Source organism: Phytomonospora sp. NPDC050363, assembly GCF_040655735.1.
Taxonomy (GTDB): Bacteria; Actinomycetota; Actinomycetes; order Mycobacteriales; family Micromonosporaceae; genus Phytomonospora.
On the sequence record NZ_JBFAKK010000001.1, the window covers coordinates 681,287 to 703,746 of the forward strand.

Annotated in this window: 18 protein-coding genes; 13 read left to right on the plus strand and 5 right to left on the minus strand. The window is 71.3% G+C overall.

Annotated elements, in window-relative coordinates; all coding sequences use genetic code 11:
- Positions 1-11: 11 nt before the first annotated feature.
- From AB0I28_RS02930 to AB0I28_RS02975, 10 genes are read left to right on the plus strand one after another with little or no spacing between them, the layout of a single operon-like run.
- Positions 12-326, plus strand: coding sequence for a LysM domain-containing protein (locus AB0I28_RS02930; protein WP_357488985.1), 315 nt, complete (start codon positions 12-14; stop codon positions 324-326).
- Entirely contained in the window at positions 323-1,447 is a 1,125-nt protein-coding gene (locus AB0I28_RS02935; RefSeq protein ID WP_357488986.1) for a hypothetical protein, read from the plus strand. Before AB0I28_RS02930 ends, AB0I28_RS02935 begins: the two co-directional genes overlap by 4 nt.
- A 9-nt stretch (positions 1,448-1,456) precedes the next feature.
- Entirely contained in the window at positions 1,457-2,200 is a 744-nt protein-coding gene (locus AB0I28_RS02940) for a phage baseplate assembly protein V (protein WP_357488987.1), read from the plus strand.
- Positions 2,201-2,210: 10 nt separating this feature from the next.
- Positions 2,211-2,612 (plus strand): hypothetical protein, encoded by a 402-nt coding sequence (locus tag AB0I28_RS02945; protein ID WP_357488988.1) that lies wholly within the window; start codon positions 2,211-2,213, stop codon positions 2,610-2,612.
- Entirely contained in the window at positions 2,609-2,980 is a 372-nt protein-coding gene (locus AB0I28_RS02950) for a GPW/gp25 family protein (protein ID WP_357488989.1), read from the plus strand. The genes AB0I28_RS02945 and AB0I28_RS02950 overlap by 4 nt, the downstream gene beginning before the upstream one ends.
- Positions 2,977-4,473, plus strand: a complete 1,497-nt coding sequence (locus tag AB0I28_RS02955; protein ID WP_357488990.1) for a baseplate J/gp47 family protein — start codon at positions 2,977-2,979, stop codon at positions 4,471-4,473. Before AB0I28_RS02950 ends, AB0I28_RS02955 begins: the two co-directional genes overlap by 4 nt.
- Complete coding sequence (locus AB0I28_RS02960; RefSeq protein ID WP_357488991.1) at positions 4,470-7,571, plus strand: phage tail protein; 3,102 nt, start codon at positions 4,470-4,472, stop codon at positions 7,569-7,571. Before AB0I28_RS02955 ends, AB0I28_RS02960 begins: the two co-directional genes overlap by 4 nt.
- 14 nt (positions 7,572-7,585) lie before the next feature.
- A complete protein-coding gene (locus AB0I28_RS02965) occupies positions 7,586-8,143 on the plus strand; it encodes a hypothetical protein (RefSeq protein WP_357488992.1) in 558 nt (185 codons plus the stop codon).
- Positions 8,144-8,166: 23 nt separating this feature from the next.
- Positions 8,167-10,074 carry a DUF6519 domain-containing protein gene (locus AB0I28_RS02970; RefSeq protein WP_357488993.1) on the plus strand — a complete coding sequence of 636 codons (1,908 nt, stop codon included), beginning with the start codon at positions 8,167-8,169 and terminating at the stop codon, positions 10,072-10,074.
- A 19-nt stretch (positions 10,075-10,093) separates the two neighbouring features.
- Positions 10,094-12,790, plus strand: a complete 2,697-nt coding sequence (locus AB0I28_RS02975; RefSeq protein WP_357488994.1) for a vWA domain-containing protein — start codon at positions 10,094-10,096, stop codon at positions 12,788-12,790.
- Between the two features lie 72 nt (positions 12,791-12,862).
- Here the strand turns inward: AB0I28_RS02975 and ligD are convergent, their stop codons facing one another.
- Positions 12,863-13,816 (minus strand): non-homologous end-joining DNA ligase, encoded by a 954-nt coding sequence (gene ligD / locus AB0I28_RS02980; RefSeq protein WP_357488995.1) that lies wholly within the window; start codon positions 13,814-13,816, stop codon positions 12,863-12,865.
- A 572-nt stretch (positions 13,817-14,388) separates the two neighbouring features.
- Here ligD and AB0I28_RS02985 point away from each other — a divergent pair.
- Positions 14,389-15,000, plus strand: a complete 612-nt coding sequence (locus AB0I28_RS02985; RefSeq protein ID WP_357488996.1) for a response regulator transcription factor — start codon at positions 14,389-14,391, stop codon at positions 14,998-15,000.
- Here AB0I28_RS02985 and AB0I28_RS02990 read toward each other — a convergent pair.
- The 4 genes from AB0I28_RS02990 to lanKC form a co-directional block, all read right to left on the minus strand.
- Complete coding sequence (locus tag AB0I28_RS02990) at positions 14,979-16,667, minus strand: ABC transporter ATP-binding protein (protein ID WP_357488997.1); 1,689 nt, start codon at positions 16,665-16,667, stop codon at positions 14,979-14,981. The two genes, AB0I28_RS02985 and AB0I28_RS02990, sit on opposite strands and share 22 nt — an antisense overlap.
- Entirely contained in the window at positions 16,664-18,331 is a 1,668-nt protein-coding gene (locus tag AB0I28_RS02995; protein ID WP_357488998.1) for an ABC transporter ATP-binding protein, read from the minus strand. Before AB0I28_RS02995 ends, AB0I28_RS02990 begins: the two co-directional genes overlap by 4 nt.
- Positions 18,332-18,405: 74 nt before the next feature.
- A complete protein-coding gene (locus tag AB0I28_RS03000) occupies positions 18,406-18,555 on the minus strand; it encodes a SapB/AmfS family lanthipeptide (RefSeq protein WP_357488999.1) in 150 nt (49 codons plus the stop codon).
- 28 nt (positions 18,556-18,583) lie between these two features.
- A complete protein-coding gene (gene lanKC / locus AB0I28_RS03005) occupies positions 18,584-21,169 on the minus strand; it encodes a class III lanthionine synthetase LanKC (protein ID WP_357489000.1) in 2,586 nt (861 codons plus the stop codon).
- A 155-nt stretch (positions 21,170-21,324) separates the two neighbouring features.
- On the opposite strand from lanKC, the gene AB0I28_RS03010 reads away from it, so the two are divergent.
- Together AB0I28_RS03010 and AB0I28_RS03015 are read left to right on the plus strand one after the other, a co-directional pair.
- Entirely contained in the window at positions 21,325-21,894 is a 570-nt protein-coding gene (locus tag AB0I28_RS03010; protein WP_357489001.1) for a HEAT repeat domain-containing protein, read from the plus strand.
- Positions 21,895-22,012: 118 nt separating this feature from the next.
- Positions 22,013-22,441, plus strand: a complete 429-nt coding sequence (locus tag AB0I28_RS03015) for a CBS domain-containing protein (protein WP_357489002.1) — start codon at positions 22,013-22,015, stop codon at positions 22,439-22,441.
- The last annotated feature ends 19 nt before the right edge of the window (positions 22,442-22,460 follow it).

Sequence of the window (22,460 nt, forward strand, 5' to 3'; positions counted from 1 at the left end):
AGGAGCACGCGATGCCCGTCCCGCGAGGTTCACGATTCGCCGGCCTCCCCGTCTTCGAGGTCACCGGCCCCGACGGCCTGCCCCGCCACGTCATCGGCCTGCGCCTCACCGCCAACGACACCGCGGGCGACCGCGTCCACCGCGTCCGCCAGGGCGAGGTCGTCGACCTCATCGCCCGCCGCCACCTCGGCGACGAACTCTCCTGGTGGCGGATCCTCGACGTCAACCCGCTGCGCTACCCCCTCGACCTGGCCCCCGGCGAGGAGCTGCGCCTCCCGTCGCCTGGCCAGGCGACCCGCGCCAACCGCGCCCGGAGCTTCCGGTGACCGGCCCGCGGATCGCCCGCGTCCCCTACTTCTCCGTCGTCGTCGAGGGCCAGGACATCACGCCCTGGGTCGCCTCCGTCCAGGTCGTCGAGGACGACCGGCTCGCCGACAACGTGACACTGACCGTCAACGACCCGCGCATGGTCTACGCCGACGCGCTCATGGAGGGCTGCGTCGCCGAGATCGACCTCGGCTACGCCGAGCCCGGCCAGCACGCCCTGATGCTGCGCGCGACCATCACGAAGGTCGAGGTGAACTACCCCGAGAACGGCGTCCCCCAGGTCAAGGTCAAGGGCGAGGACAAGTCCATCGAGATGGGCCTGGTCGAGAAGAAGAAGAACTGGACCAACACCACGGCCAACGCCGTCGTGCGCAAGATCGGCGAGCCCTACCACTTCGCCGACATCGTCGCCGACCTCCAACCCGACCCGAAGGTCACCCGCGAGAACCAGGACGCCAAGACCGACCTCGCCTTCCTTCAGGACCTGGCCAAGAAGTTCCAGGCCAAGTGCTTCGTCGAGCTCGACGAGAACGAGGAGGAGGTCCTCTACTTCATCCCCGACCGCAAGATCCTCGGCATCAACCGCGCCGACAAGCTCGTGCTGCGCTACCGGATGGGCGCCGACAGCAACCTGATGACCTTCAGCCCCGCCTTCGACGCCAGCTTCATCGACCGGGTCCGCGAGGTCAACGACATCGACGACGCCGGCCAGGCCGTCAACACCCCGCCGCAGCCCCCGGTCGAGGTGTTCATCTGGCCGTTGGCCGCCGACATCGGCTCACGCGCCAGCCGCGCCGACCTCGACCGCATCGACGCCCTCTACGACGTCGGCCTGCGGGCCAGGGAGAAGCTCCAGACCGAGCTGGCCAAGCCGAAGCCCACCACGGGAAGGGTCGCCGGAAGCCAGCAGCAGCTCGACGACAAGACCGGTTCGCTGGAGTCACGGCGGCTGGGCATGTCGGCCAGCGGGACCACCGTCGGGTCCATCTGGATGCGCGCCAAGTGCAACGTGTCGATCCTCGGCGTCCACGAGCGCTTCGTCGGCGACTGGTACGTCACCAGCGTCACCCACACGATCGACACCGGGGGCTACAAGACCGACTTCAAGGCCGTCCGGTGAGGGGGAGCAGTGGCTGACCAGTATTTCGGCAAGTACACCGGCGTGGTGAAGGACAACCGCGACGACGCGAAGCTCGGCGTCCTCCAGGTTTCGGTGCCGACGATCTTCCCGCCCGAGGAGCTCGTCCCGGCGCGGGCGGCACTGCCCTTCGGCGTCTACTTCGTGCCCGAGAACGAGACCCGCGTGTGGGTCGAGTTCGAGGGCGGCGATCCGGAGTTCCCGCTGTGGACGGGTGTCCAGCACGCCGCCGGAACCTGGGCGGAGGAGGCGGCGAAGAACCCGCCGACGGTGCGGGCGGTCAAGACCGTCTCGGGCCACCTGCTGATCTTCGACGACACCGAGGGCTCGGAGTCGATCGTCATCACCGACGGGAAGAACGCCCACGAGCTGCGCTTCGACGCCGACGGCGTGAAGCTCACCGACGGCAAGAACGGCCACGTCATCGTGTGCGACTCCAGCGGCATCAAGGTCACCGACGGCAAGAACTCCCACGAGATCGAGCTCGGCGCGAGCGCCGTCAACGTCAAGCACGGCGCCGGGCTGGCCAAACTGACCCTCGAAGCCGCCTCGGTGACAGCGGAGGCGGGGGCCTCGAAGATGGAGCTCGGCGCCGCCATGGCGAAGGTCGACGGCCCGGTGGTCATGCTCGGCGCCGGTGCCGCTCCCGTGCTGCACATGGGCGACATGGGCGTCGGGAACCTCGGCGCGCCGGTCGCGATCACCATCACCACCCAGACCAAAGTGCTGGCGTGAGGGGGCGGCCATGAGTCTGGGTTCGGACAAGACGATCTGCGCCGGCGAGCTGCGTGAGGCGATGCGCGCCCATCTCGACACCCTCGACCCGCCCGCGGGCTCCAATGTGGACAAACCGGAGGTCCGGCCGAACTTCGACGCCCTCGGCGAAGGCGTCTGGCGGATCCTCACCGCCGACGCCGAGACCATCTCCGCCGCCGCGCAGGATCCCGTCTTCTGGGCCTTCATCGGCGCGCTGCGCACCGAGGTCGAGCAGCTGCGTGCCTTCGACAACGGACTCAAGGCGGCGTTCGCCGCCTGGGATCCGGCCGTCCCCGCCACCGGCCTGACATTGAAGAGCGCCGTCGCCGCGCTCGGCGTACCCGGCTCGACACCGGCCGCGCCGGCGAACCTGAGAGGGAGGCTGCAATGACCGCGCCACGGGGAATGTCGGTGCCGTTTCGCGTCGTCGGCGGCCGCGTCGCCCAGACCGCCGGCCCGGCCAAGATCACCGAGAACCTGCGCCACCTGCTGTCGACCGCGCTCGGCGAACGCCTTGCCCGCCGCGGCTACGGCGGGGGCGTCCACCAGCGCCTCCAGCAGCCCAACGACCACACACTGCGCAGTCTCGTCCGGCGCGAGATCGAGCGGGCCATGCGCGAGCACCTCCCGCAGGCGCGACTGGTCACACCGGTCCGCCTCACCCACACCGAATCCGTTCTCACCGTCACCTTCGACTACGCCGTCGACTCCTCCGAGCCGGCGCAGCAGGTGGCGCTCACACTGCCGAGGCCGTCATGAGCGAGGTCCGCGGACTCCCCATCGACTACACCAATCTCGGGTACGAGGCGCTGCGCCGATCGATGCTCGACATCGCCCGCCAGACCCTCCCCGAATGGACCGACCACTCCGAGAACGACCTCGGCGTCCTGCTCATCGAACTGTTCGCCTACGCCAGCGACATCACGCTCTACTACCAGTCCCGCATCGCCGCCCAGCTGTTCCCGGCCACCAGCGACGAGCCCGAATCCCTCGTGCAGCTGCTGCGTCTGCTCGGTTACGAACTGCGCAGCGCCGTGCCCGCCACCGTCGAACTCTCCGTTGCCGTCGCCGCGGGTCTGGCACTGCCCTTCACGATTCCCGCCGGCACGGCCGTCTCGGCCCAGACCGCCGCAGGGGAGCGGATCCAGTTCGAGACGGCCCGCGCCACCATCCTCTCCGACGCCGTCCTCGGACCGGTCGTCGAAGGGGACCTGCGCTGGTTCATGCCGCTGAGCGCCGTCGAGGGCCGCACCGTCACCGCCGAGGTCCTCGGCGTCTCCGACGGCAGTGCCAACCAGCTCTACCGGCTCGGCGAGGGCCCGGTCATCGCGGGATCGATCACGGTCTCGGTCACCGGCCCCGGCGGCACCACCGAATGGCGCGAGGTGCGCACCCTGGCCACGGCCGCGCCCGTCCAGCGGTGCTTCATGGTCCAGCGCGACGCCGACGGGGGAGTGTCCCTCCTGTTCGGCGACGGCCTCAACGGGGCCATCCCGCCGCGCGGTGGCTCCGGACTCGACCAGGTGCTCGTCTCGGCGACCTACCGGGTCGGCGGCGGAACCCTCGGCAACGTGCCGCCGGGCACCGCGTTCACCTCGTCGGTGAGCGAACTGCGGGCCATCACCGCGCCCGCCGGCGCCACCGGCGGGACCGAGTCGGAGAGCATCGACGCCGCCCGCACCCTCGCCCCGCGCCTCTACCGCGCGCAGGACCGCGCGGTCACCGCCGACGACTACGTCGAACTGGCCCTGCGCACTCCCGGCGTCGGCAAGGCCCGCGCGGTCGCCCTCAACTGGAACGACGTCCTGCTCTACGTCGCGCCCGCCGGCCGCGTCGAGCAGCCGCCCGAACTTCTGCGCCGCGACCTGCTCGCCGCGTTCGAGTCCTCCCGCATGGCCACCAGCGCGCTGCGCGTCCTCGGCCCGGAGCCCGCCGACATCTACCTCAAGGCCACCGTCCGCGCCGAGCCCTACTACCTCCAGGCCGACGTGCAGAGCGCCGTCACCGAAGCCGCCGCGGCCCTCATCGCCTTCGACACCGTCGACTTCGGACAGCCGGTGTACCTCAGCCGTCTCTACGACGCCCTGCAGAGCCTCCCCCAGGTTGCCTCGCTGACCGTCACCCAGTTCAGCCGCACACCGGGCGGCGACGTCGACGCCGACGGCGTCATCGAGCTCGAACCCTTCGAACTCGCCCGCGCGGGATACCCCGAGACCATCCGCCTCGTCATTGAGGGAGGCGTCGCCAGATGAGCCTCGTGGCCGCACCCGGCCGCGCCCCCACCGAGGCGCGCGCCGTACCGCATCTCTTCGGCGGCGCCGTCGAGCTGACCTGGACGAACCCGCCCGTCGCCGCCTTCGACGGCGGCTTCCTCACCGCGACGCGCGTCGTGCGCCGCGAGCGCAGCTACCCGACCGGGCCCGAGGACGGCGACGTCGTCTACGACGGCACCGGGCAGCCGGTCATCGACCGACTCACCGACACCGGCCTGACACCCCTGACCCGTTACTACTACACCGTCTTCGCCTTCGACGGGACCGAGCACCACACGGGAGAGTCCGCGCGCGCGAGTGCGCTGGCCACCGCCGACTACGGCATGAGCGAGCGCCTCTACCGGCTCCTGCCCGCAGTGCACCAGCGCGACGACGTGCCGCTGCGCCCCGACGAGGTCCGTCTGCTCGACCCCGGTGTCCAGGAGGCGCTGCGGGTGTTGCCGCCCGAACTGCGCGGAGCCGGGCAGCTGCGCCGCTTCCTCACCGCCGCGACCGCACCGGTCGCGCTGATGCGCTCGACGGCCGAGGCCCTGCGCCAGCTCCACGACATCGATCGCGCGCCGCCCGACTACCTGCCGCTGCTCGCCGAGTTCCTCAACTGGCGGCCCGACCGGACGCTGCCGGTGTACTCGCAGCGCAACGAGGTGCGCGCCGCCCCGACGCTCTACCGCACCGTCGGGACGGTCCCGAACCTGCGCACCATCGTCACCCGCTACACCGGCTGGCAGGTCCGCGTCGCCGAGTACGCCCAGCACATCAACCGCAGCAACCAGGCCCCGCAGGGCAACCTGTTCGCGCTGCGTGAGACCGGCGCGGGATGGCTCGCCGCCGACGACGCCGCCGACCTGCTCGGCTTCGCCCCGCCCAACACCGGCGCGGGCCTTCCGGGCGTCACGGGAACGGCCCCCGGCCCCTTCCCGCTGCGGCCGGGCATGGAACTGACGGTGAGCACCGACGGGGAAGGACCGGTCACCGCGCGGTTCACCCGCGACGACGCCCTCGACCTCGCCGCCGCCACGACCGCCGAGGTCGCCGCCGCCCTCAACCGCCAGTTCCGCGACCTCACCGCCACCGCCCTGCCCGACGGGCACCTTCGCCTGGACGCCCACGGCACGACACTGCGCGTCGAAGCCGCCGAGACCAGCCTCGTCAGCCTCGACGGCGCACCGCGCGGCCGCCTCGCGATCGTGAGCGACCCCGACGGCGGCTTCGGCGTATTCCACACCGTCTCCGACCCGCTCGGCCCGGCCGACGACCGGGCCGCCCGGCGAGCCGTCGCCGGGATGGCGTTCCCACGGCCACCGGTCCCGGGCGAGCTCGGCGTCGGCGTCGCCTCCCCGAACGAGTCGCACTACCTCCCGGCCGAACCTGTCGGCCGCATCCAGTACAAGCGCTACCGGGGAGGCCGCTGGGGCGACTCCGTGGAGCTGTTCCCCGGCGGCGAACCGGCCGCGGCGGCGCTTCCGCCGGCCGGACCCGGTCAGCCGCAGCGGATCCTGCTGTGCTGGGTCGACCGGCCCGGCACGCCCTCCGCCCGTGTCCACAGCGCGATCGGCACCCCGCGCCCGGCGAGTCCGGCGACCCTCACCGGCGTACGCGGCACGCCCTTCCCCGTGCCGCACGGCTCCTACCTGATGCTGCGCGACGCAGCCGGACGCGGCCACGCCGCCCAGTTCGCGCGCACCGACTTCGCCGACCCCGCGGCGCCGTCGCTCGCCGAGGTCATGGCCGTCGTCAACGACCGGCTCGGCGGCCTCGCCGTCGCCTCCAGCGCGCCCGGCGGGGCACTGCGCCTCGAATCGCCCGGAACCGGCGGCGACGCCCGACTCCAGATCGACCTCGCCCACTCCAGTGCCGCCACCGCTCTCGGCTTCGGCACCGCCAACCACATCGCCACCGGCGACTTCGGTGACCGCGTCGACTGGACCCCGGCCGCGCCGGTCCCCGGGCTGGCGCCGGGCCGTTACAGCGACCTGGCCGCCGTGGGCGACGGCGTCGGTGCCGTACTCGCCTACGCCCGCCACGACGGTGGCGCCTGGCAGGTCAGAACCGTGCGCTTCGACGGCGCCACCTGGAGTGGCGACGAGCCCCTCACCACCGGCAACGGCGTCAGCAGCCGCGAGCCGACCCTCGGACGCGACCCCGACGGCCGGATCTGGGCCGTCTGGTCCCGGCAGGACGGCCACGCGCAGCCAGGATGGTCGCTGCGCCAGCGCAACCGGCCGGTGGCCGGCCCGTGGAGCGCCGAGACCGCTCTCACGACGACCCCGCCCGCGGGCACGGCCGGCGACCGGGAACCCGCGATCACCACCCGCCCGGGCCTGCCCCCGCGCGTGTTCTTCCGCTCCGACCGCACCGGCGGCGCCGACTTGTGGGCGATCCCCATCGGCGGGACCGCCGCCGAGGTCACCGCCGGAGCCCCCGGCGAGACCTGGCCCGCGCCGGTCACCGTCGCCGGCCGCCAGTGGCTCCTGCACCGCAGCGACCGCTCCGTCGCCCACTCCCACGCGGGCACCGGCCGCGCCACCGACACCGGGACCCTGCGCCGCTACGCCGGAAGCACCAGCGTCGTCCTGCGCGACCTCGACCGCCTCCGCCGCCTCCAGGCATGGGACGACCTCGTCTCCTACACACCGCACCGGCCGGCCGGCGAACTCACCGGAAGACCCCTCGCCGACAACGAGGTCTACACGCGGGGCACCGTCGGCCTCTACCTCACCCAGCCCGTGTCGGGACTACTCGACGAGCAGATGGCCGACCGGCTCCGCGCGGTACTGCGCCGGTTCCTGCCGATCAACGTCCGCGCGGTCGTCTGGCTCGCACCGCGCGCCGACGTCGAGTACGTCTACACCGCCGCCGCCGACCTGATCGACACCTTCACCGACGTCCACCCCGACATCGACCGCCTCGGCGCCCTCAGTGACGCCAGCGCGGTCCTCCTGCCCGGCTGGGGCGTGCTCGGCAGCGCGGTGCTGTCCACCCCGCCCCCACCCGACCCCGCGGCCACCGGCGTCACCGCCGACCCGGCCGACCTGACCAGCCTGCGCTGGCGCACCCAACACCCACCGCCGCAGTGACCGGGAGAAGACCCATGGAGAACCGAGACCACCACGAGCATCCCGCCGAAGGCCTCTACGGCCAGTTCCGCGACGTGCTCTACGACGCCGAGGGGAGGCCGATCTGGGACCGCGGCTGGGTGCGCAACACCATCGTCTCCGACTGCCGACGCCTGCTCGCCGGCTTCATCCGCGGCGCCCCGACCACCAGCGAAGGCGTCGTCGGACTCGCCGTCGGGGCGGGCCTGCCCGCCTGGGACGGCAGCGGGCCGCCGCAGCCCTCACCCAACCAGGCGACCCTCGTCGACGCCAATGCGCACCTGGTGCCGCGCGCACAACTCCAGCTCGAGTTCATCAACCCCACCAACGGCACCATCTCCGCCCAGCCCACCGGGACCCTCCAGCTCAAGGCCGTCCTCGGTCCCGGAGTGCCCGGCTGGCCCGACGGAAACCACGCCACCAGCACGCTGCGGGAGTTCGGCCTCGTCGCCCGCCTCAACAACGTGCAGGTCCTCATCAACTACCGCACACACCCCGCCATCGCCAAGGATCCCGCCAGCACGCTGGAGCGGACCATCTGGCTGGTGTTCTAGCCGATCCGCGAGGAGCCCGACCCATGGCCACCATCACGCCGAGCACCTTCAACCCGCTGCTCGCACACGTCAACGTCCGGCTCCAGCAGGGCGTGTCCATCGTGGACGCCGACGTGAACACACTCGACGACATCCGCAAGTTCGAACTGCGGGCCTTCCTGAAGTGGTTCGTCGGAGACGGAGTCCCCGACGGCAACGACGGCTACCAGATCACCGGCGGACTGAGCAACGGCTTCACCATCCGCGCCGGCACCCAGGGCCCGCCCGGAGCGCTGCCACCCGTGGAGGCCGCACTGCGGCAGGTCGGGCGCTACATCGTCGACGGACTCGACGTCATCATCCCCGCCGACATCGCCTTCACCGCCCAGCCGTTGCACACCGGCCAGCCCGGCGCGGCCGCGCTCGCCGCGAAGCTCGGGGTCCCCGTCGTCGCGGCGCTGGCGACCCCCGCGACCGACCACCGCGTCCTCGTCGAACTCGACGTGTGGGAACGGCTCGTCACACCCGACGAGGACCCCTCGCTCGTGCACGCCGGACTCGGTGTGGAGACCTGCGCGCGGACCCGCCGCGAATGGGTCGTGCGCGCCCATCCCGAGAGCTCACCCGGGCCGCGGCTGCCCGGGCACTCCTACAGCACCATCGCGCACATCAACCGCTTCACCGGCGTCGATGTGATCGCCGACGGGCACATCACCGACCGCCGCCAGCGGCGCCTGCTCTCGCCCCCGTCCCACCTGGTCAGCGACATGCTGGGCGTCGACCCCTACGAGTACCGGCGCGGCGGCGGCCGCCCGCCGATCAGCTTCCGGGACGCCATCAACGCCCTCCTCGCCGGACAGCTGCCCACCACGCCCGACCTGTCCGTCTCGCCGGGGGCCGGCTCCGACACCATCCGCCGCGCCTTCGTCGTCGACACGCTCAACGGCCTCACGGCCTTCTGGATCTCGCCGCGGGTGTCGAGCACCAACCAGATCTTCTCCGCCCGCATGGACCTCGCCGCGCCCGAACTCGGCTTCAGCCCCGCCGTCGCCGTCACGTCGGGCACCACCCACATCGAACCGACCGCCGTGGCACTGCCCAACGGCGAGTTCGTCGTGGCCTACCAGACCGGGAACGTGGGCGCCGCCGCCACCGACGTGGTGCTCAAGCGCGCCAACCTCGCCGGACTGCCGGCCGCCGTCGAGCAGCCGGTCGCGGCCACCGCCGGAACCGCCGACGAGACGCCCTTCGCGGTGCTCGTCGCCGACATCGTCACCATCTTCACCCGCCAGGCGGCGACCGGAACCTGGTTCTTCCGCCGCTACCGGCACACCGACAACACCTTCGTCGACGCCAACCCGGTGCAACTCCACGCCACCGGAGCCGTCGCAGGCGGCCTGCACGCCGCCGCCGCCGGGGGAGTGGTCTGGGTCGCCTACGTGACCACGGCGGGCAACACCATGAACCTCCTGCGCTTCAACCCGGCCGCTCCCGCGGGCTCCGCCGTCGACCACGTCGTCGCCGCGCCACTGGCGGGCACCGACCCCTACGTCCTCGGCGTCACCGGGAACGACGCGATGGTCATCTACAAGGACACCGCGATCAAGGCCGTCACGGCCGGCAGCGGCGCCTGGGCGACCGGCGCCGTGGTCACCGTTCCCAACAGCGACACCGACATCACTCCCGCCGCCGTGCGCGACGCCCAGGGGAGCTACTTCCTGCTGGCCACACGCCCGGTCACCGGTTCGCTCAACGAGATCTTCCTGCGCAGGCGCGACCCCGCGACCGGGGTCTGGGGTGCGGCACAGCAGGTCATCTCCAACCCCGCCAACGACCAGAACCCCCACCCTGTGCTCGTTGCGGGCCAGGGCATCTGGGTCCTGTGGCGAAGCGACCGGCCGGGCGCCGGGAACTTCGACCTCTTCGCCAAGCGGATCGTCACCGCCATCTAGCCCACAGAAAGGCTCCACCATGCCCGCCATCATTCCCAGCACCCCAGGTGCCGCCTCGTACACCATTACCGGGTCGAAGGCCTTCGTGGCGAACGCGATCCTCGACTTCAACAACATCCCGCGTGCCTTCACCGTCGCCTACCCCTCCCCGGCACCCGCCGGGCTGTCCATCGAGCTGCGCCGCGTCAGCGTTCCGACGGGATCCATCGACCTCGACGCGCTCGCCGACGGCGTGGTCGACAGCGTCGCGATCAGCGGCCGCGACGTGAGCGTGGTCCGCTTCACCGGGGGCGGTACGACCCAGCTCACCTGCAACATCCAGGACCCCTCGGAGGCCGGTGTCCTCAACGAGCACTACGAACTGCGGGTGAAGGCCGACGACCCGGTCATCTGGACCTTCTCGGTGGACAACGCCTTCAACTCCAACGTGGTGCGCCTCGTCTGCGACCCGGTGGCGGCCTTCAACGGCCTCTCGCCGAACCTGCTCGAACAGCAACTGCTCACCTTGACCGCCGACGACGCGGTCGGCCCGCTGGCCACGCCGACCGTCGTGCGCGCCCTCGCCGGCGACCTGGTCCTGCCGGCGCCGACGCCGCAGTACGAGTTCGGCCACACCGGACTGATCGCGATCATCGGCCTGCCCTCGGATCCGTCCGTGAGCCAGACCTACCAGCTGATCGACGCCTCCCTGGCGCCCAGTCCGCTGCCCGGCGTGTACGGGTCGATCCCGGTCCCGATGACCGTTGATGTCACGCACAGCGGGATCACGCCCGACGACCCGGACTTCCTGAGCGCGCGCGGGACCTTCAACACCACCATCGAGCCGCGACCGCAGCGGGCGGTCCTGGTCCTCGACCGCTCGGGCAGCATGGCCGCCGAGAACCGCTGGGACAACGCCAAGACGGCCGCGCGGATCTTCGTCAACCTCTTCGGCGAGTTCCGCAACAACGTCGATCCGCAGGACGCGATCGGCATCACGGTGTTCGAGGACGACGACTGCACCTTCCGCGATCCACGCCCGCCGGTCAACGCGGTCGTGTCGCCGCTGAACACCGCTGTCGAGGGGATGGACAAGCCCGAGCAGGTCGCGGCCAACATCGGGGCGACGATCTTCGGGAACCCGGGCGGCTGCACCCCGATCGGCGACGGTCTGGCCTTCGGGCTCCAGACGCTCCAGAACGGCGGCCTGCCGGCCGATGCCCGCTTCACGGTCGTCTTGATGACCGACGGCGACGAGAACGCCGGGACGGTCAAGGTCGGGCCGGGAGCCGACCCGGGCAACCCGATGACCTGGTCGCAGCGGATCGCGCCCTCGGTCCTCCCGGCGATCCCCGACATCAACCCGATCGCCTCCCATCCCGACTTGAACCTGTTCACCATCGGACTGGGTTCGGCGCCGAACAACGCCGTGCTCAACAGCCTGGTCGCCAAGGGGCACTTCGCCGCCGCGGTCACCGTCGGCGAGCTCATCGACCGCTTCACCACGATGCTCAAGATCTCCCAGGAGATCAACAAGCTGACCCCGCGCTACACACAGGACGAGGGCGCGCCACAGCCGGCGCCTCCGCAGACGGAGGTGTTCTTCACGACGACCAGTGCCGAGAAGTTCGGTGTTGCGGTCCTGCGCGACATCTCCGTGAGCCCGGTGACGCCGACAACGGTGGAGATCGCGCGCTGGAACGGCTCGGCCTTCGTGGTGGAGCCGATTCCGGTGCAGACCTTCGAGGGCCACCACTACATCGGTGTCCCGAACGCCACGGCCTTCGGTGCGGGTTCGCAGATCTGGCGCGTGCGGCGGCTCAACGCCGGTGTCCCGGAGCCGCTGACGGTGACCACGGCTTCCTCGGACGTGATCGCCTTCGAGGACCTCCACGTGAAGTCGGCGCTGACGCTGGACAAGAAGGACTACGACACCGGCGACGACATGAATCTCGCCGTGCGGATCAGGCACGACTTCGCTCGGGTGCGGGGCGCCACCGTGCGCGCCGTCCTCGACGCGCCCGACGGCGGCCTTGGCGAGATGCTCAGCGATCTCGACGCCGACGACATCGATCGCAACAAGCGCCGGATCCGCTCGGCGAAGGACCGGGCGCGGGGCCGCTCGGCGCTGATCGAGGCGCTGCTGGCGAAGTTCGACTGGCGCGGGCTGCCGCGTTGCCAGCCCGCCGGCGATAAGGGAGGCCTGTTCGTCGACGGCACGGACCTGCTGCACGACCGCGACGGGGACGGCACGTACACCAACACTTTCGCTCGGGTCAACGCCGACGGCGTCTACAACTGGACGCTCTTCGTCGACGGCACCGACACCGACGGGAACGTGTTCAGCCAGCGCCTCGACCAGTCCGCCCTGGCCGCGATCGGCGTCAGCTCCCGCACGAGCGTCATCCGCAAGGAGACCCTGCGCGACGCGCCTCCCGGGATGAAGGCCGTCAAGATCACGGTCACCCCGCTGGACAAGTTCAAGAACCGGCTCGGGCCGGGCTTCGACGACACCGTCATCTGGGCCGTGCGCGACGGTGGAGTCTTCGCCCACGTCAAGAAGCAGGAGGGCCCGCCGGTCAACACCGACGGCACCTACACCCGCACGGTCGTGTTCAAGGCCGGCGCCAACCCGACGGTGAAGCTGTCGGTCAACGGCGTCACGCTGCCGAAGATCTACGTGCGCCAGCCCGACCACCGGGACGGCAAGGACACCGACGACAAGACCAAGCGGTAGCGGTCCTGACGGGCGGCACCACATGAGGAAGGGGCACCGGTCGCGACGACCGGTGCCCCTGCGCGTCCGTGTTCAGCTCCTGGGGCGGGCGGCGCGCTTCCTGCGCTTGGGCGCCTCGACCTCGGGAACCTTCGGCCCGCGTTCGAGCATCGGCTCCCACAAGTCCCCGCCCTCGTCGACGCGCTCGAAGACCTCGTCGGGCGTGAAGCGCAACTCGCGGACGGCCTCGACCTCGTCCCAGGTCATCGGCGCGGAGACGGTGGGTACGCCCAGCCCGCGCAGCGAGTAGGGGGCCACGGTGGTCTTCGCGGCGTTGTTCTGACTCCAGTCGATGAAGATCTTGCCGTCGCGCTCCTTCTTGAGCATGTTGGCGGTCACCAGCTCCGGCCGCTCGACCTCCAGCTCCTTGGCCAAGGCCTTGGCGTAGGCCGAGACGTCTCCATCGGACTGCTCGCCGGAGATGGGGCAGCAGATGTGCAGACCCTTCTTCCCCGAGCTCTTGGCATAGGCGGTGAGGCCGTCGCTTGCCAGCCGCTCCCGGAGCAGCAGCGCGACCTCGACGCAGTCCTCGATACCGGTGTGCTCGCCGGGGTCGAGGTCGGCCACCAGCCGGTCGGGGCGGCGCGTCTCGCCGTCGTCGCCGATCATCCACTGTGTGGTGTGCAGTTCGAGGGCCGCGAGGTTGGCCAGCCAGACGAGGGTGGCGGTGTCCTCGACGACCGGGAAGTCGGCGGTGTCGCGTCCCTTGGACGAGCCGGGCGTGGACAGCGTGGCGAGGCGGACCCAGTCGGGCGTCCCGGCCGGGGCGTTCTTCTCGTAGAAGGGCCGCGTGCCGGTCCCGTTGGGGTACCGGATCCGGGTGACCGGGCGGTCGCGCAGGTGGGGGAGGATGATCGGGGCGATCCGGCGGTAGTAGCCCACCACGTCGGCCTTGGTGTAGCCGGCGTCGGGATACATCACCTTGTCCGGTTTGGACAGGGAGACCTCATGGCCGTCGATCGTTTCGGTCTGGCGTTCGGCTGGCATGTCACCGTCCCTGGGAGACGCGTCTACATGCCCCGAAACTACGCCGCCCGGTCCCCGAGCGGGCCGGTCTCGCGCGAACGGCGGGACCGCGCTTGCCCAATGCGGTTCGCTAAACAGTGCTGGCCGAGGTTTTGTGGCCGTCGGGGAAATGGTCGGGCGTAAACCGCTGAATAACACTTTCGGTAAGGCCGTCCACGTGGTGGAATTTCTTCTTCCGGCCGTCTGGTCGCAGCCGTGGAAACATGTAAAGCGGCGGGCATGAATTGCCGGAGTGTCGCCCGATCGAGTGACGGACTGGTTTGCCCCAGTTCTGACAGTCGACCGAATGAGCAGGTCAACCTTTTGCTTGTCGCGTATCCGACAGCTGCAACCCGTAACCTGAATGGCTCTTAATCGTTCGCGGAATGCTTCGCATGTTCGTGGGAGTTTCCCCAATCCGCAATTGACGGTTCGCTTACGATTAATTACGCTAATGAGGCAAGACTCGCCGATCCATGGGGAGTGAATGGCTCCATGGAGGGTATGTAAGTGCGGCCGGAGTCAAAAAATGCAGGGGCCGTAAGTCGGGGAGCATGTTGATTCGCATCTTACTATGTCAAAAAAGGACATTGTGGCGTACGGCGCTGGCGAATCTCCTGTCACAGGAGGAGGACCTGCGCGTCGTCGCGGAGAGATCGAAGGGAGAGGAGGTCTTGTTCACGACCATCAGCGAGCGTCCGAACATCGTGGTGCTCGACGCCAACCTCCCGGGCGGCCCGCCCGTGGACGAGTTGTGCAAGTCCTTGCGAGCGAAGGCGCCGGCCTGCGGCGTGCTGATCCTCTTGGAACGGCAGGCACCGGCAGGGCGGGCGATCGCGGCGTTGGGGCCGCGGGTCGGGCTCATCGGCACCGACACCTCGCCCGAGCGGCTGATCGCGGGAATTCGCGAACTGGCGGGCGGGCAACCCGTCATCGACCCGGACCTCGTCCTGGCGATGCTGTCCGCACGTGACAACCCGTTGACCGACCGAGAACGAGAGGTGCTGTTCATGGCCTCAAGAGGAGCACCGACGAGAGAGATCGCCGCCCACCTCTTCCTCAGCGCGGGAACGGTCCGCAACTACCTCTCGCGCGCGTTGTCGAAGACCGGCGCGCGCACGCGTATCGAGGCCGTGCGGATCGCTCAGGACGCCGGCTGGATCTGAGCCGCGGCCTCCCAGTGCCCGAGCAGCTCGCGGTACATCGGCGAGCGCTCGGGCATCGTCGTGTGATCGCCGTGCACGGCGCTGGTGCCGTCGAGGACGAGCACCGAGCCGGCCCGCCGGGCCGAACTGATCCGGTGGGCCACCACGATGAGAGTCCCGCCGCGCGCGGCGAAGGCGGTCTCGGCGCGCTCTTCGGCAGCCGGGTCGAGGTGGCAGGTCGCCTCGTCGAGAATGGCGACGGGTGCGGGGGAGAGGTAGGCGCGCGTCAGTGCGAGCAGCTGGCGCTCGCCGGCCGAGAGGTCGGCGGGACGGATCACCGTGTCGTGCCCACCGAGCCGAGCGACCAGCGCCGCGGCGCCGACGGCCTGGGCGGCGCGGTCGAGTTCACCGGCCGAGGCCCCTGGACGAAGATAGGACAGGTTCTCGGCGACGGTCCCGGTGAAGACATAGGCCTCCTGTGGAATGAGCACGCGCAGTTCCGGCGAGTCGGGGCCGTGCCCGTCGATGGTCACCGTCCCCGCGCCGGGCTCCAGGAGTCCCGCGCACAGCCCGGCGAAGGTGGACTTCCCGATACCGCTGGGGCCGACGACCGCCAGGTGCGAACCGGCCGGCAGGTCGAGGTCGAGGCCGTCGAGCGCCGGCGCCGCTCGTGGCCCGTAGGCGAAGGTCAGGCCGCACACCGACAGGTGCCCGAGCGCCCGGCCGGCGGCCGGCTGGGGCGGCGGCGGGGGAGTCGCCGCGGTGTCGAGGATCCGGCCGAGCGTCACGACGAACCGCAGTCCGCTCCCTCCGAGGCCCTGCACCAGCGACCCGAGGGCGGGCTGGAGTCCGATCAGGACGTAGGTGAGTCCGCCGAGGATCGCTCCGGCGGTGACTCCACGTGAGACCAGCCAGGGGCCGGCGGCGAGCAGGGCGATCAGCGGCAGCCATCCCCCGACGGCGAAGCACAGGGTGCGCAACACCGCGACGCCTGCGAGGGAGCGTTCGGCGCGGGCCTGCGCGTCCACCGCGCGCCCGGCCAGATCGAGCGCCCAGGGCCGGGCGCCTCCCGCGGCGAGGTCGCGGGCGCCGCCGAGCACGCGCGTCACTGTCGTCGACAATTCCTCGTCGCTGCGCACGTACTCGCGCTGGCGCCGGGCGGCAAGGCCGAGTGTCGCGAGGAACAGTCCGAGGCCGAGCGCGAACGGGGGAAGCGTCCACGCCAGCACCAGCGGGGAGACCGACGCCAAGCCGACCACCGCCCCGATCGTGGTCACACAGAACCCGCGCGTCAGCACGAGCAGGCCGGCGTAGGTGTCGCGCACGATCTCGCTCTGGTGAGTCAGCCGGGCCAGCGCCCCGTCGTCGCCCTCACCGCGCACCGCACGGCTGAGGGCGCCTTCCACGGTGAGTGTCACCAGGTCGTCCCGGAAGGGCTCGACGAGGTCGCCGAGGCGCCGGTACACCCCCCGAGCGCCCAGTGCACCGATACCCGCGGCGACCATCACCGAGGCGAGCCACGCCAGCCCGACAAGGGGCCGGCCGGCGAGGAAACCCTCGTCGACCGCGCGTGCCACGGCGACGCCGGACAGTGCGGCCGGGAGAGCCTCCGGCAGCGACCACAGAGCGAACATCGTGAGCGGACGCGGCCGCAGCGAACGCAGCCCGTAGACGATCTCCCGTTTCATCGCGGATCCTCCTCGCTGGTGAACACGGCGCGGTAGTCGGGATCGAGCCACAGGTCGGAGTGTTCGGCGACCCCGCGGACACGCCCCCCGTCGAGCCACACGACCAGGTCGGAGCCGGCGGCGGTGGACGCCCGGTGCGTCACGATCAGCCGGGTCCGCCCGCTGTGGTCGCGGGTCAGCGCCCTTCGGATGAGCGCCTCGGTCGCGGTGTCCACACTGGACATCGCGTCGTCGAGAACGAGCAGCCGCCGGGCTCCCCACGCCCGGGCCAGCCCGAGCCGCTGTGCCTCACCGCCCGACATCGGAGCCGAGTCGAGCGGCGTGGCATAGCCCTCGGGGAGCCTGCTGACCCAGTCGTGGGCATAGGTGGCCTCCGCGGCCCGCCGGGCGAACCCGTCGCCGCGGCCGAGGCCGATCGCATCGGCGACGGTGGCACCGACCAGGACCGGCCGCTCGAACGCGCAGCCGACGGCCGAGCGCAGCGACTCGCGGTCGAGCTGTTCGAGCGCGGTCCCGTCCAGCAGCACCGAACCCGCGTCGGGGTCGCGAAGGCGCGCGGCCACGGCCGCCAGCGTCGACTTCCCCGCCGCCGAGCGCCCGACCACGGCTACCGAAGCGCCGCCGGGCAGGTCGAGGTCGACACCGTCGAGTACCCGGCGCCCACCGGCTTCCACGCTCACATCGCGCAGTTCCAGCCGGCCCGGCCCCGCCGGCAGGACCGCCTGCCCGTAGGGCATGACGTCCTCGGTGAGGACCTCGTCCATCCGCCGCACCCCGGCGCGAGCCCTGGCGAGGCCGCCCAGGACCCCGGTGAGGCCGCCGAGACCGGCGCCCTGCATCGCGTACTGACCGGCGGCGAAGAGGTCTCCGGTGCTGATCCGGTGCCGCGACAGGGCGATCCCCCCCGCGGCGAGCACCCCCATCAGCACCATCGGGCCGACCACGGCGGCCTTCGCGCCCGTGCCGGCCAGCACCCGCCAGGTCAGCCGGCCGTGGCGGTGCAGTTCGGGGAGCGGACGCAAGACCCGGTCGCGCTCCGCGGCCGTGGTTCCCGCCGCCGCGATGGTCCGCGCGCCCGCCAGCGCCTCGCTCAGCCGCCCGGCGAGCTCGCCCTGGACGCGTTGGTAGTCGGCGACGACCTGGGTGGTGCGCCGGGTGTAGGTGCGCAGCACCAGCGCGATCGCGGCGAGCCCGGCGAGGAACGCCACGGCCAGCCACCAGTCGATGAGGGTCAGGAGCACCAGACTCCCGACGGGCGGGGCGATCGCGGCGAAGACGGTGACCAGACTGAGCCCGGACTGTGCGGCCTGGGGCGCGGTGCCGCTGACCCTGCTGACGAGATCGCCGGTGTCGAAGCGGGCCGAGGAGACCGGCGGGAGGTCGAGGAGGTGGCCGAGTACTCGGCGTCGCAGCCACGCCGTGGTCGAGGCGACGCAGACGGTACCGGCGAGCGTGTCGACGAGGTCGGCGATGATCCCGGCGGTGATGAGCAGGGCGGTCAGTGCGAGCCACCGGCCACTGTCCGATCCGGTGACGATCGCGTCGACGGCCCGGCCGAGGACGGTCGGCAGCGCCAGCGCGACGGCCGCTCCCGAAAGGGATGAGACGGCCAGGACGGGGAGCCAGGCGCCGCCGCGCCGGACGATGGGACCGTGGACCGACATGTCGTCTCCCGCTCGTGGATGTGACCGGTCCCGGGGCGAATCGCCCCGGGACCGGTCGGGCCTACCGCCGATTCTTAGTGGCAGAGGGTCAGGCTGAGGCTGCTGGTGCCGCCGCAGAGAAGGACGGAGAGGTTGCTCGGGCAGCTGTGGCCGCTCGAGCTCGAGCCACCGGTGACGGTGACGTTCAGGGGGGTTTCCATTCCCTGCAGGTCCAGAAGGGCCATGTTTTGCTCCTTTTTCGGGGTTTCTTACCTACTGCCCGCGTCGTGGGGACGCGGGAGACATGGGGGCCGGGCTGGGATCGAGCAGCGGCAGCACGGCCGTTTCACCGGAGAGGACCGAGCCGACGGCCAGGAGGATCCCGGCGGTGCCGGTGGCGATGTCCATGGACAGGCGCATCAGGCCGGTCCCGGGGTACGCGATTCCGCCGGCGTAGGGCAGCGCGTGCCACGGCAGGCCGCGCAGCTGGCGAAGGACCGCCTCGTCGTCGAGCGGGGACTTCGAGCGGGAGGCGAGGTAGGCGAGGATGCCGGCGCGGCCGGAGAACAGGCCGGGCAGGATGTACATCGTGGACGAGGCGGCGAGGTCGATCCGGCCGAGCGCCTCGGCGAAGGGTTCGTCCTCGGCGCGGCGCAGGTAGGCGTCGAGCGCGAGGCCGACACCGGTGCTGCCGACGTCGAGGTATGGCATGGTGCGCCAGCCCTCGTTGACTTCGAGCGAGCCGTTCTCCCGCTGGAGGCAGCAGCGCAGGTCGGCGCGCAGCGCGGTGGCGGCGACGTCGAGGTAGGCGCGGTCCCCGGTCAGGTCGAAGGCCCGCAGCAGCAGCATCGCCTGCCCCGAGCGGCCTCTCATCAAGCCCGCCCAAGGCGCCGTTCCGCCGCTCATCGTCGCCTCGCCGTCCTCGGCGGCGGCGCGTTCGGCGACCAGCGCGGCGGCCTTCATCCCCGCCTCGGTCAGCGTGGACTCACCGGTCCGCGCGCCGAAGTCGAGCAGGTTGAGCCCGACCCCGGACAGTCCGCCCGACAGGTCGGGGCCGAGCGACTCCCAGTCCTCCCGCAGGCAGATGTCGAGGACGTCGAGGGCGTCCTGACGCCGATCGAGCCGCTCCAGGGCGAAGGCGACGCCGTGCAGCCCGTCGTAGAGACCGGGACGGGTGCCGCCGGGCGGGTTCAGCGCCCGCGAGCGCAGCCACTCCTCGTGCTCCGGGAAGCGTCCGGCACCGGTCGAGGCCAGGGCGTAGAGCACGCCCGCGGCACCGTAGGCCAGTCCCAGCCCGCCGACGGCGAACTGCTGCACGTCGCCGGGGTACAGGCGGTCGTCGCGGCCGGGGGTGGCGCTGGCCATGATCGCCCGCGTCATACCGTCGCGCAGGGCCGGCCAGGCCGCCGGATCGGGCGCGAACACCGGAACCTCCTCGGCCGGCGCCGTCGGCGGAGCGATCACCGCGACACCCTTGTCGAGGAAGGCGGGATCGACCGGGAAGTGCTCGGAGATGATCTCCGCGAAGTGCCGGGCCTTAGGCCGGTGCAGCCACAGGAGATTCGTCATCGGCAGGAACAGCGCCAGCCGCAGGCACGCCAGGGCGTACCGGTCGGCCTCGATGCCGCTCATCGACCTCGGCGCGGCGAAGCCCTGGTTGCCCAGACCCGCTCGGGTCCCCGACTCCACGGTGGATGCCACCTCGAAGTCGAGCAGTCGCACCTCGCCCTCGGCGCCGACCATGATGTTGAACAGGTGCAGGTCGCCGTAGACGATGCCGCGATCGTGGATCGCCTCGATGGTCTCCTCGACCTTGGCGTGCACCGACACCGCCCACTCGGTGAACTCCGCGAAGTCGGCGTCGGTCGCGGTGGCGTCGATGAGCGGGTACTTGAGCACGATGGCGCGGCTGAGCACGTCGCCCTCGACGTGCTCCATGACCATGAAGCGGTGCTCGCCGAGCCAGAAGAGGTCGTGCACCCGGGGCACGCCCGGAATCCCGGCCAGCCGCGTGAGGATCGCGTGCTCGTGCTCCACCCGGCGCACGGCGTCGTGGCCGGCGGAGTCGAGGCCCGCGTGCGGCCTGCCCTCCTTGAGGACGACCTGCTCGCCGGTGCGGGTGTCGCGCCCGGCGTAGATGCCGCCGCCGTTGGAGAAGTGCAGCACCTTCTCGATCGTGTAAGGAAGGTCCCCGACCGTGACCGCGTTGCGGGCGGCGAAGGCCGGCTTGAGGAAGTCCGGAAGGGTCACCCAGTCCGGGACGTAGAAGACCGGATCGCGGCGGTCGGGCACGAGCGTCCCGTCGGGAGTCTCGATGACGGGCACGACCTCGCCCTTGTCGTCGACGCCGAAGCGGTTCGTGAAGGCCCCGTAGCGGACGAAGAGCGGACCCTCTCCCCAGCGCAGATCGCTGAGGATGTACGGGTTCGGGGTCCCGTCGAGGACCGCGCCGAGCTCGTTGAGGAGGGTCTCGCACTGGGCGTCATCGGCCGGATAGATCGTGACGAGCTTTCCGGAGTAGCCGCGAGGCGCGTACTTCGAGACCCGGGCGGCGAGCGCCCCGCTGGACCGGAGGAACTTGAAGCCGATGTCGCGCGGCATGCAGTACTCCCACACCGCCTCCAGGACCTTCTCGGCACTCTCGACACTGGCCGAAGCGTGGATCTTCCAGCCCTGCGCCGGCGTCGGCCGGGCGTTGTCGGCGTGGAAGACGAACCAGTCGTCCTGCTCGTAGCGCCGCCAGCCCTCGGGCAGTTCACGGCCGGCCAGCGCGAAGGACTCACCGGCGGTCTGTACCGAGTGCATGGCGTCGTAGAAGAGCGGGTCCGCCATGGAGAACGCTTCGTACCTGTCGTCCATGTCGCCTCTATCCGGTCGGGGTGGGGGTGAGGACAATGCTGTCGGCGGACGCGAGGCACCGATAGTGTGTGCTGTCACGACTCGGCGATGACGAACGCATCATCGAGTGATGGCACTCGTACCGTCCGCAGCGGCGAATCGAGATGGAGTACGCGATGTCACGACCCGAGCCGCCCGATCCGGGCGCGCATCCCCGCGAGCTGGTCGGCGGGGCAGCCCTGCGCTTCGGCCCGGCCGTCGTCGCCGGCTGGTGCGCCGACCTGATGACCGGCCGCGCCGAACCCGAGGACCCCGGCCTGCCGCCGCTGACCTGGCTCGGCACCGGCGCCGGATGGGAGCTCGGCCGCACCCCGCCTCCGGACGAGGACCGCTACTGGCCCCGCGTCTGGGGCGCCCGCGGGCTGCTCTACGTGTGGATCCCCGAAGCCGCCCCGGCGGTCCTCTCGGGTCTGGGAGACCGCGCCTGGCGGGTGCGCGAGATGTCGGCCAAGCTCGTCCGCCTCCGCGAACTCGGCGAGGCCGCCGAACTCGTCGCCGAACTGGCCGGTCCCGAGGAGCAGACGCCCCGCGTGCGAGCCGCCGCGGCCCGCGCCCTGGGCGCCGTCGGCGAGGGCGAGCACGCCGAGATCCTCCACGACGCCGAGGAGGACCCCGATCCCGCCGTGCGGCGAGCGGCCGGACTGGCCCTCGCCGAACTGCGCCGCAGGCTCGACCGCGACCTGTGAACCGGCGCGTCGCCGAGTCGCGCGATACACCGCGCGGCGGGCGGCGATATGGGAGCCTGATGTGGGCAACTCCCCGCCCCCAGCCGCGCGTGGCCGCCGATAACCGGAGGTCTTCCACATGAGCACGGCTCGCGACATCATGCATCCCGGCGCCGACTGCGTCGACGAGGGCCAGACCCTGGCCGACGCGGCCCGGATGATGGCCGAACGCCAGGTCGGCTCGCTGCCGATCTGCGGTTCCGACCAGAAACTCACCGGCATCATCACCGACCGCGACATCGTCGTGCGGTGCATCGCCGAGGGCCGCGACCCCAACGAGGTGAAGGCGGGCGAGCTCGCCAACGGCGAACTCGCCTGGGTGCGCGGTGACGCCGACCAGGGCGAGGTCGTCTCGCTCATGCGCGATCGCAAGATCCGCCGCGTCCCGGTCATCGACAACCGGCAGCTCGTCGGCATGATCAGCGAGGCCGACCTGGCCGCGCACCTAGACGACGAGTCCCTGACCGCCTACGTGCAGGACGTCTACGGGGCACCGCCCAACAACTGATGGACGTCGGGCAGGATCG

Excerpts from the sequence above, each read along its gene's own strand:
- AB0I28_RS02930 (WP_357488985.1), top strand. The coding sequence starts at position 12 with ATGCCCGTCCCGCGAGGTTCACGATTCGCCGGCCTCCCCGTCTTCGAG.
- AB0I28_RS02945 (WP_357488988.1), top strand. The coding sequence starts at position 2,211 with ATGAGTCTGGGTTCGGACAAGACGATCTGCGCCGGCGAGCTGCGTGAG.
- AB0I28_RS02950 (WP_357488989.1), top strand. The coding sequence starts at position 2,609 with ATGACCGCGCCACGGGGAATGTCGGTGCCGTTTCGCGTCGTCGGCGGC.
- AB0I28_RS02955 (WP_357488990.1), top strand. The coding sequence starts at position 2,977 with ATGAGCGAGGTCCGCGGACTCCCCATCGACTACACCAATCTCGGGTAC.
- AB0I28_RS02960 (WP_357488991.1), top strand. The coding sequence starts at position 4,470 with ATGAGCCTCGTGGCCGCACCCGGCCGCGCCCCCACCGAGGCGCGCGCC.
- AB0I28_RS02965 (WP_357488992.1), top strand. The coding sequence starts at position 7,586 with ATGGAGAACCGAGACCACCACGAGCATCCCGCCGAAGGCCTCTACGGC.
- AB0I28_RS02970 (WP_357488993.1), top strand. The coding sequence starts at position 8,167 with ATGGCCACCATCACGCCGAGCACCTTCAACCCGCTGCTCGCACACGTC.
- AB0I28_RS02975 (WP_357488994.1), top strand. The coding sequence starts at position 10,094 with ATGCCCGCCATCATTCCCAGCACCCCAGGTGCCGCCTCGTACACCATT.
- ligD (WP_357488995.1), bottom strand. The coding sequence starts at position 13,816 with ATGCCAGCCGAACGCCAGACCGAAACGATCGACGGCCATGAGGTCTCC.
- AB0I28_RS02985 (WP_357488996.1), top strand. The coding sequence starts at position 14,389 with ATGTTGATTCGCATCTTACTATGTCAAAAAAGGACATTGTGGCGTACG.
- AB0I28_RS02990 (WP_357488997.1), bottom strand. The coding sequence starts at position 16,667 with ATGAAACGGGAGATCGTCTACGGGCTGCGTTCGCTGCGGCCGCGTCCG.
- AB0I28_RS02995 (WP_357488998.1), bottom strand. The coding sequence starts at position 18,331 with ATGTCGGTCCACGGTCCCATCGTCCGGCGCGGCGGCGCCTGGCTCCCC.
- AB0I28_RS03000 (WP_357488999.1), bottom strand. The coding sequence starts at position 18,555 with ATGGCCCTTCTGGACCTGCAGGGAATGGAAACCCCCCTGAACGTCACC.
- lanKC (WP_357489000.1), bottom strand. The coding sequence starts at position 21,169 with ATGGACGACAGGTACGAAGCGTTCTCCATGGCGGACCCGCTCTTCTAC.
- AB0I28_RS03010 (WP_357489001.1), top strand. The coding sequence starts at position 21,325 with ATGTCACGACCCGAGCCGCCCGATCCGGGCGCGCATCCCCGCGAGCTG.
- AB0I28_RS03015 (WP_357489002.1), top strand. The coding sequence starts at position 22,013 with ATGAGCACGGCTCGCGACATCATGCATCCCGGCGCCGACTGCGTCGAC.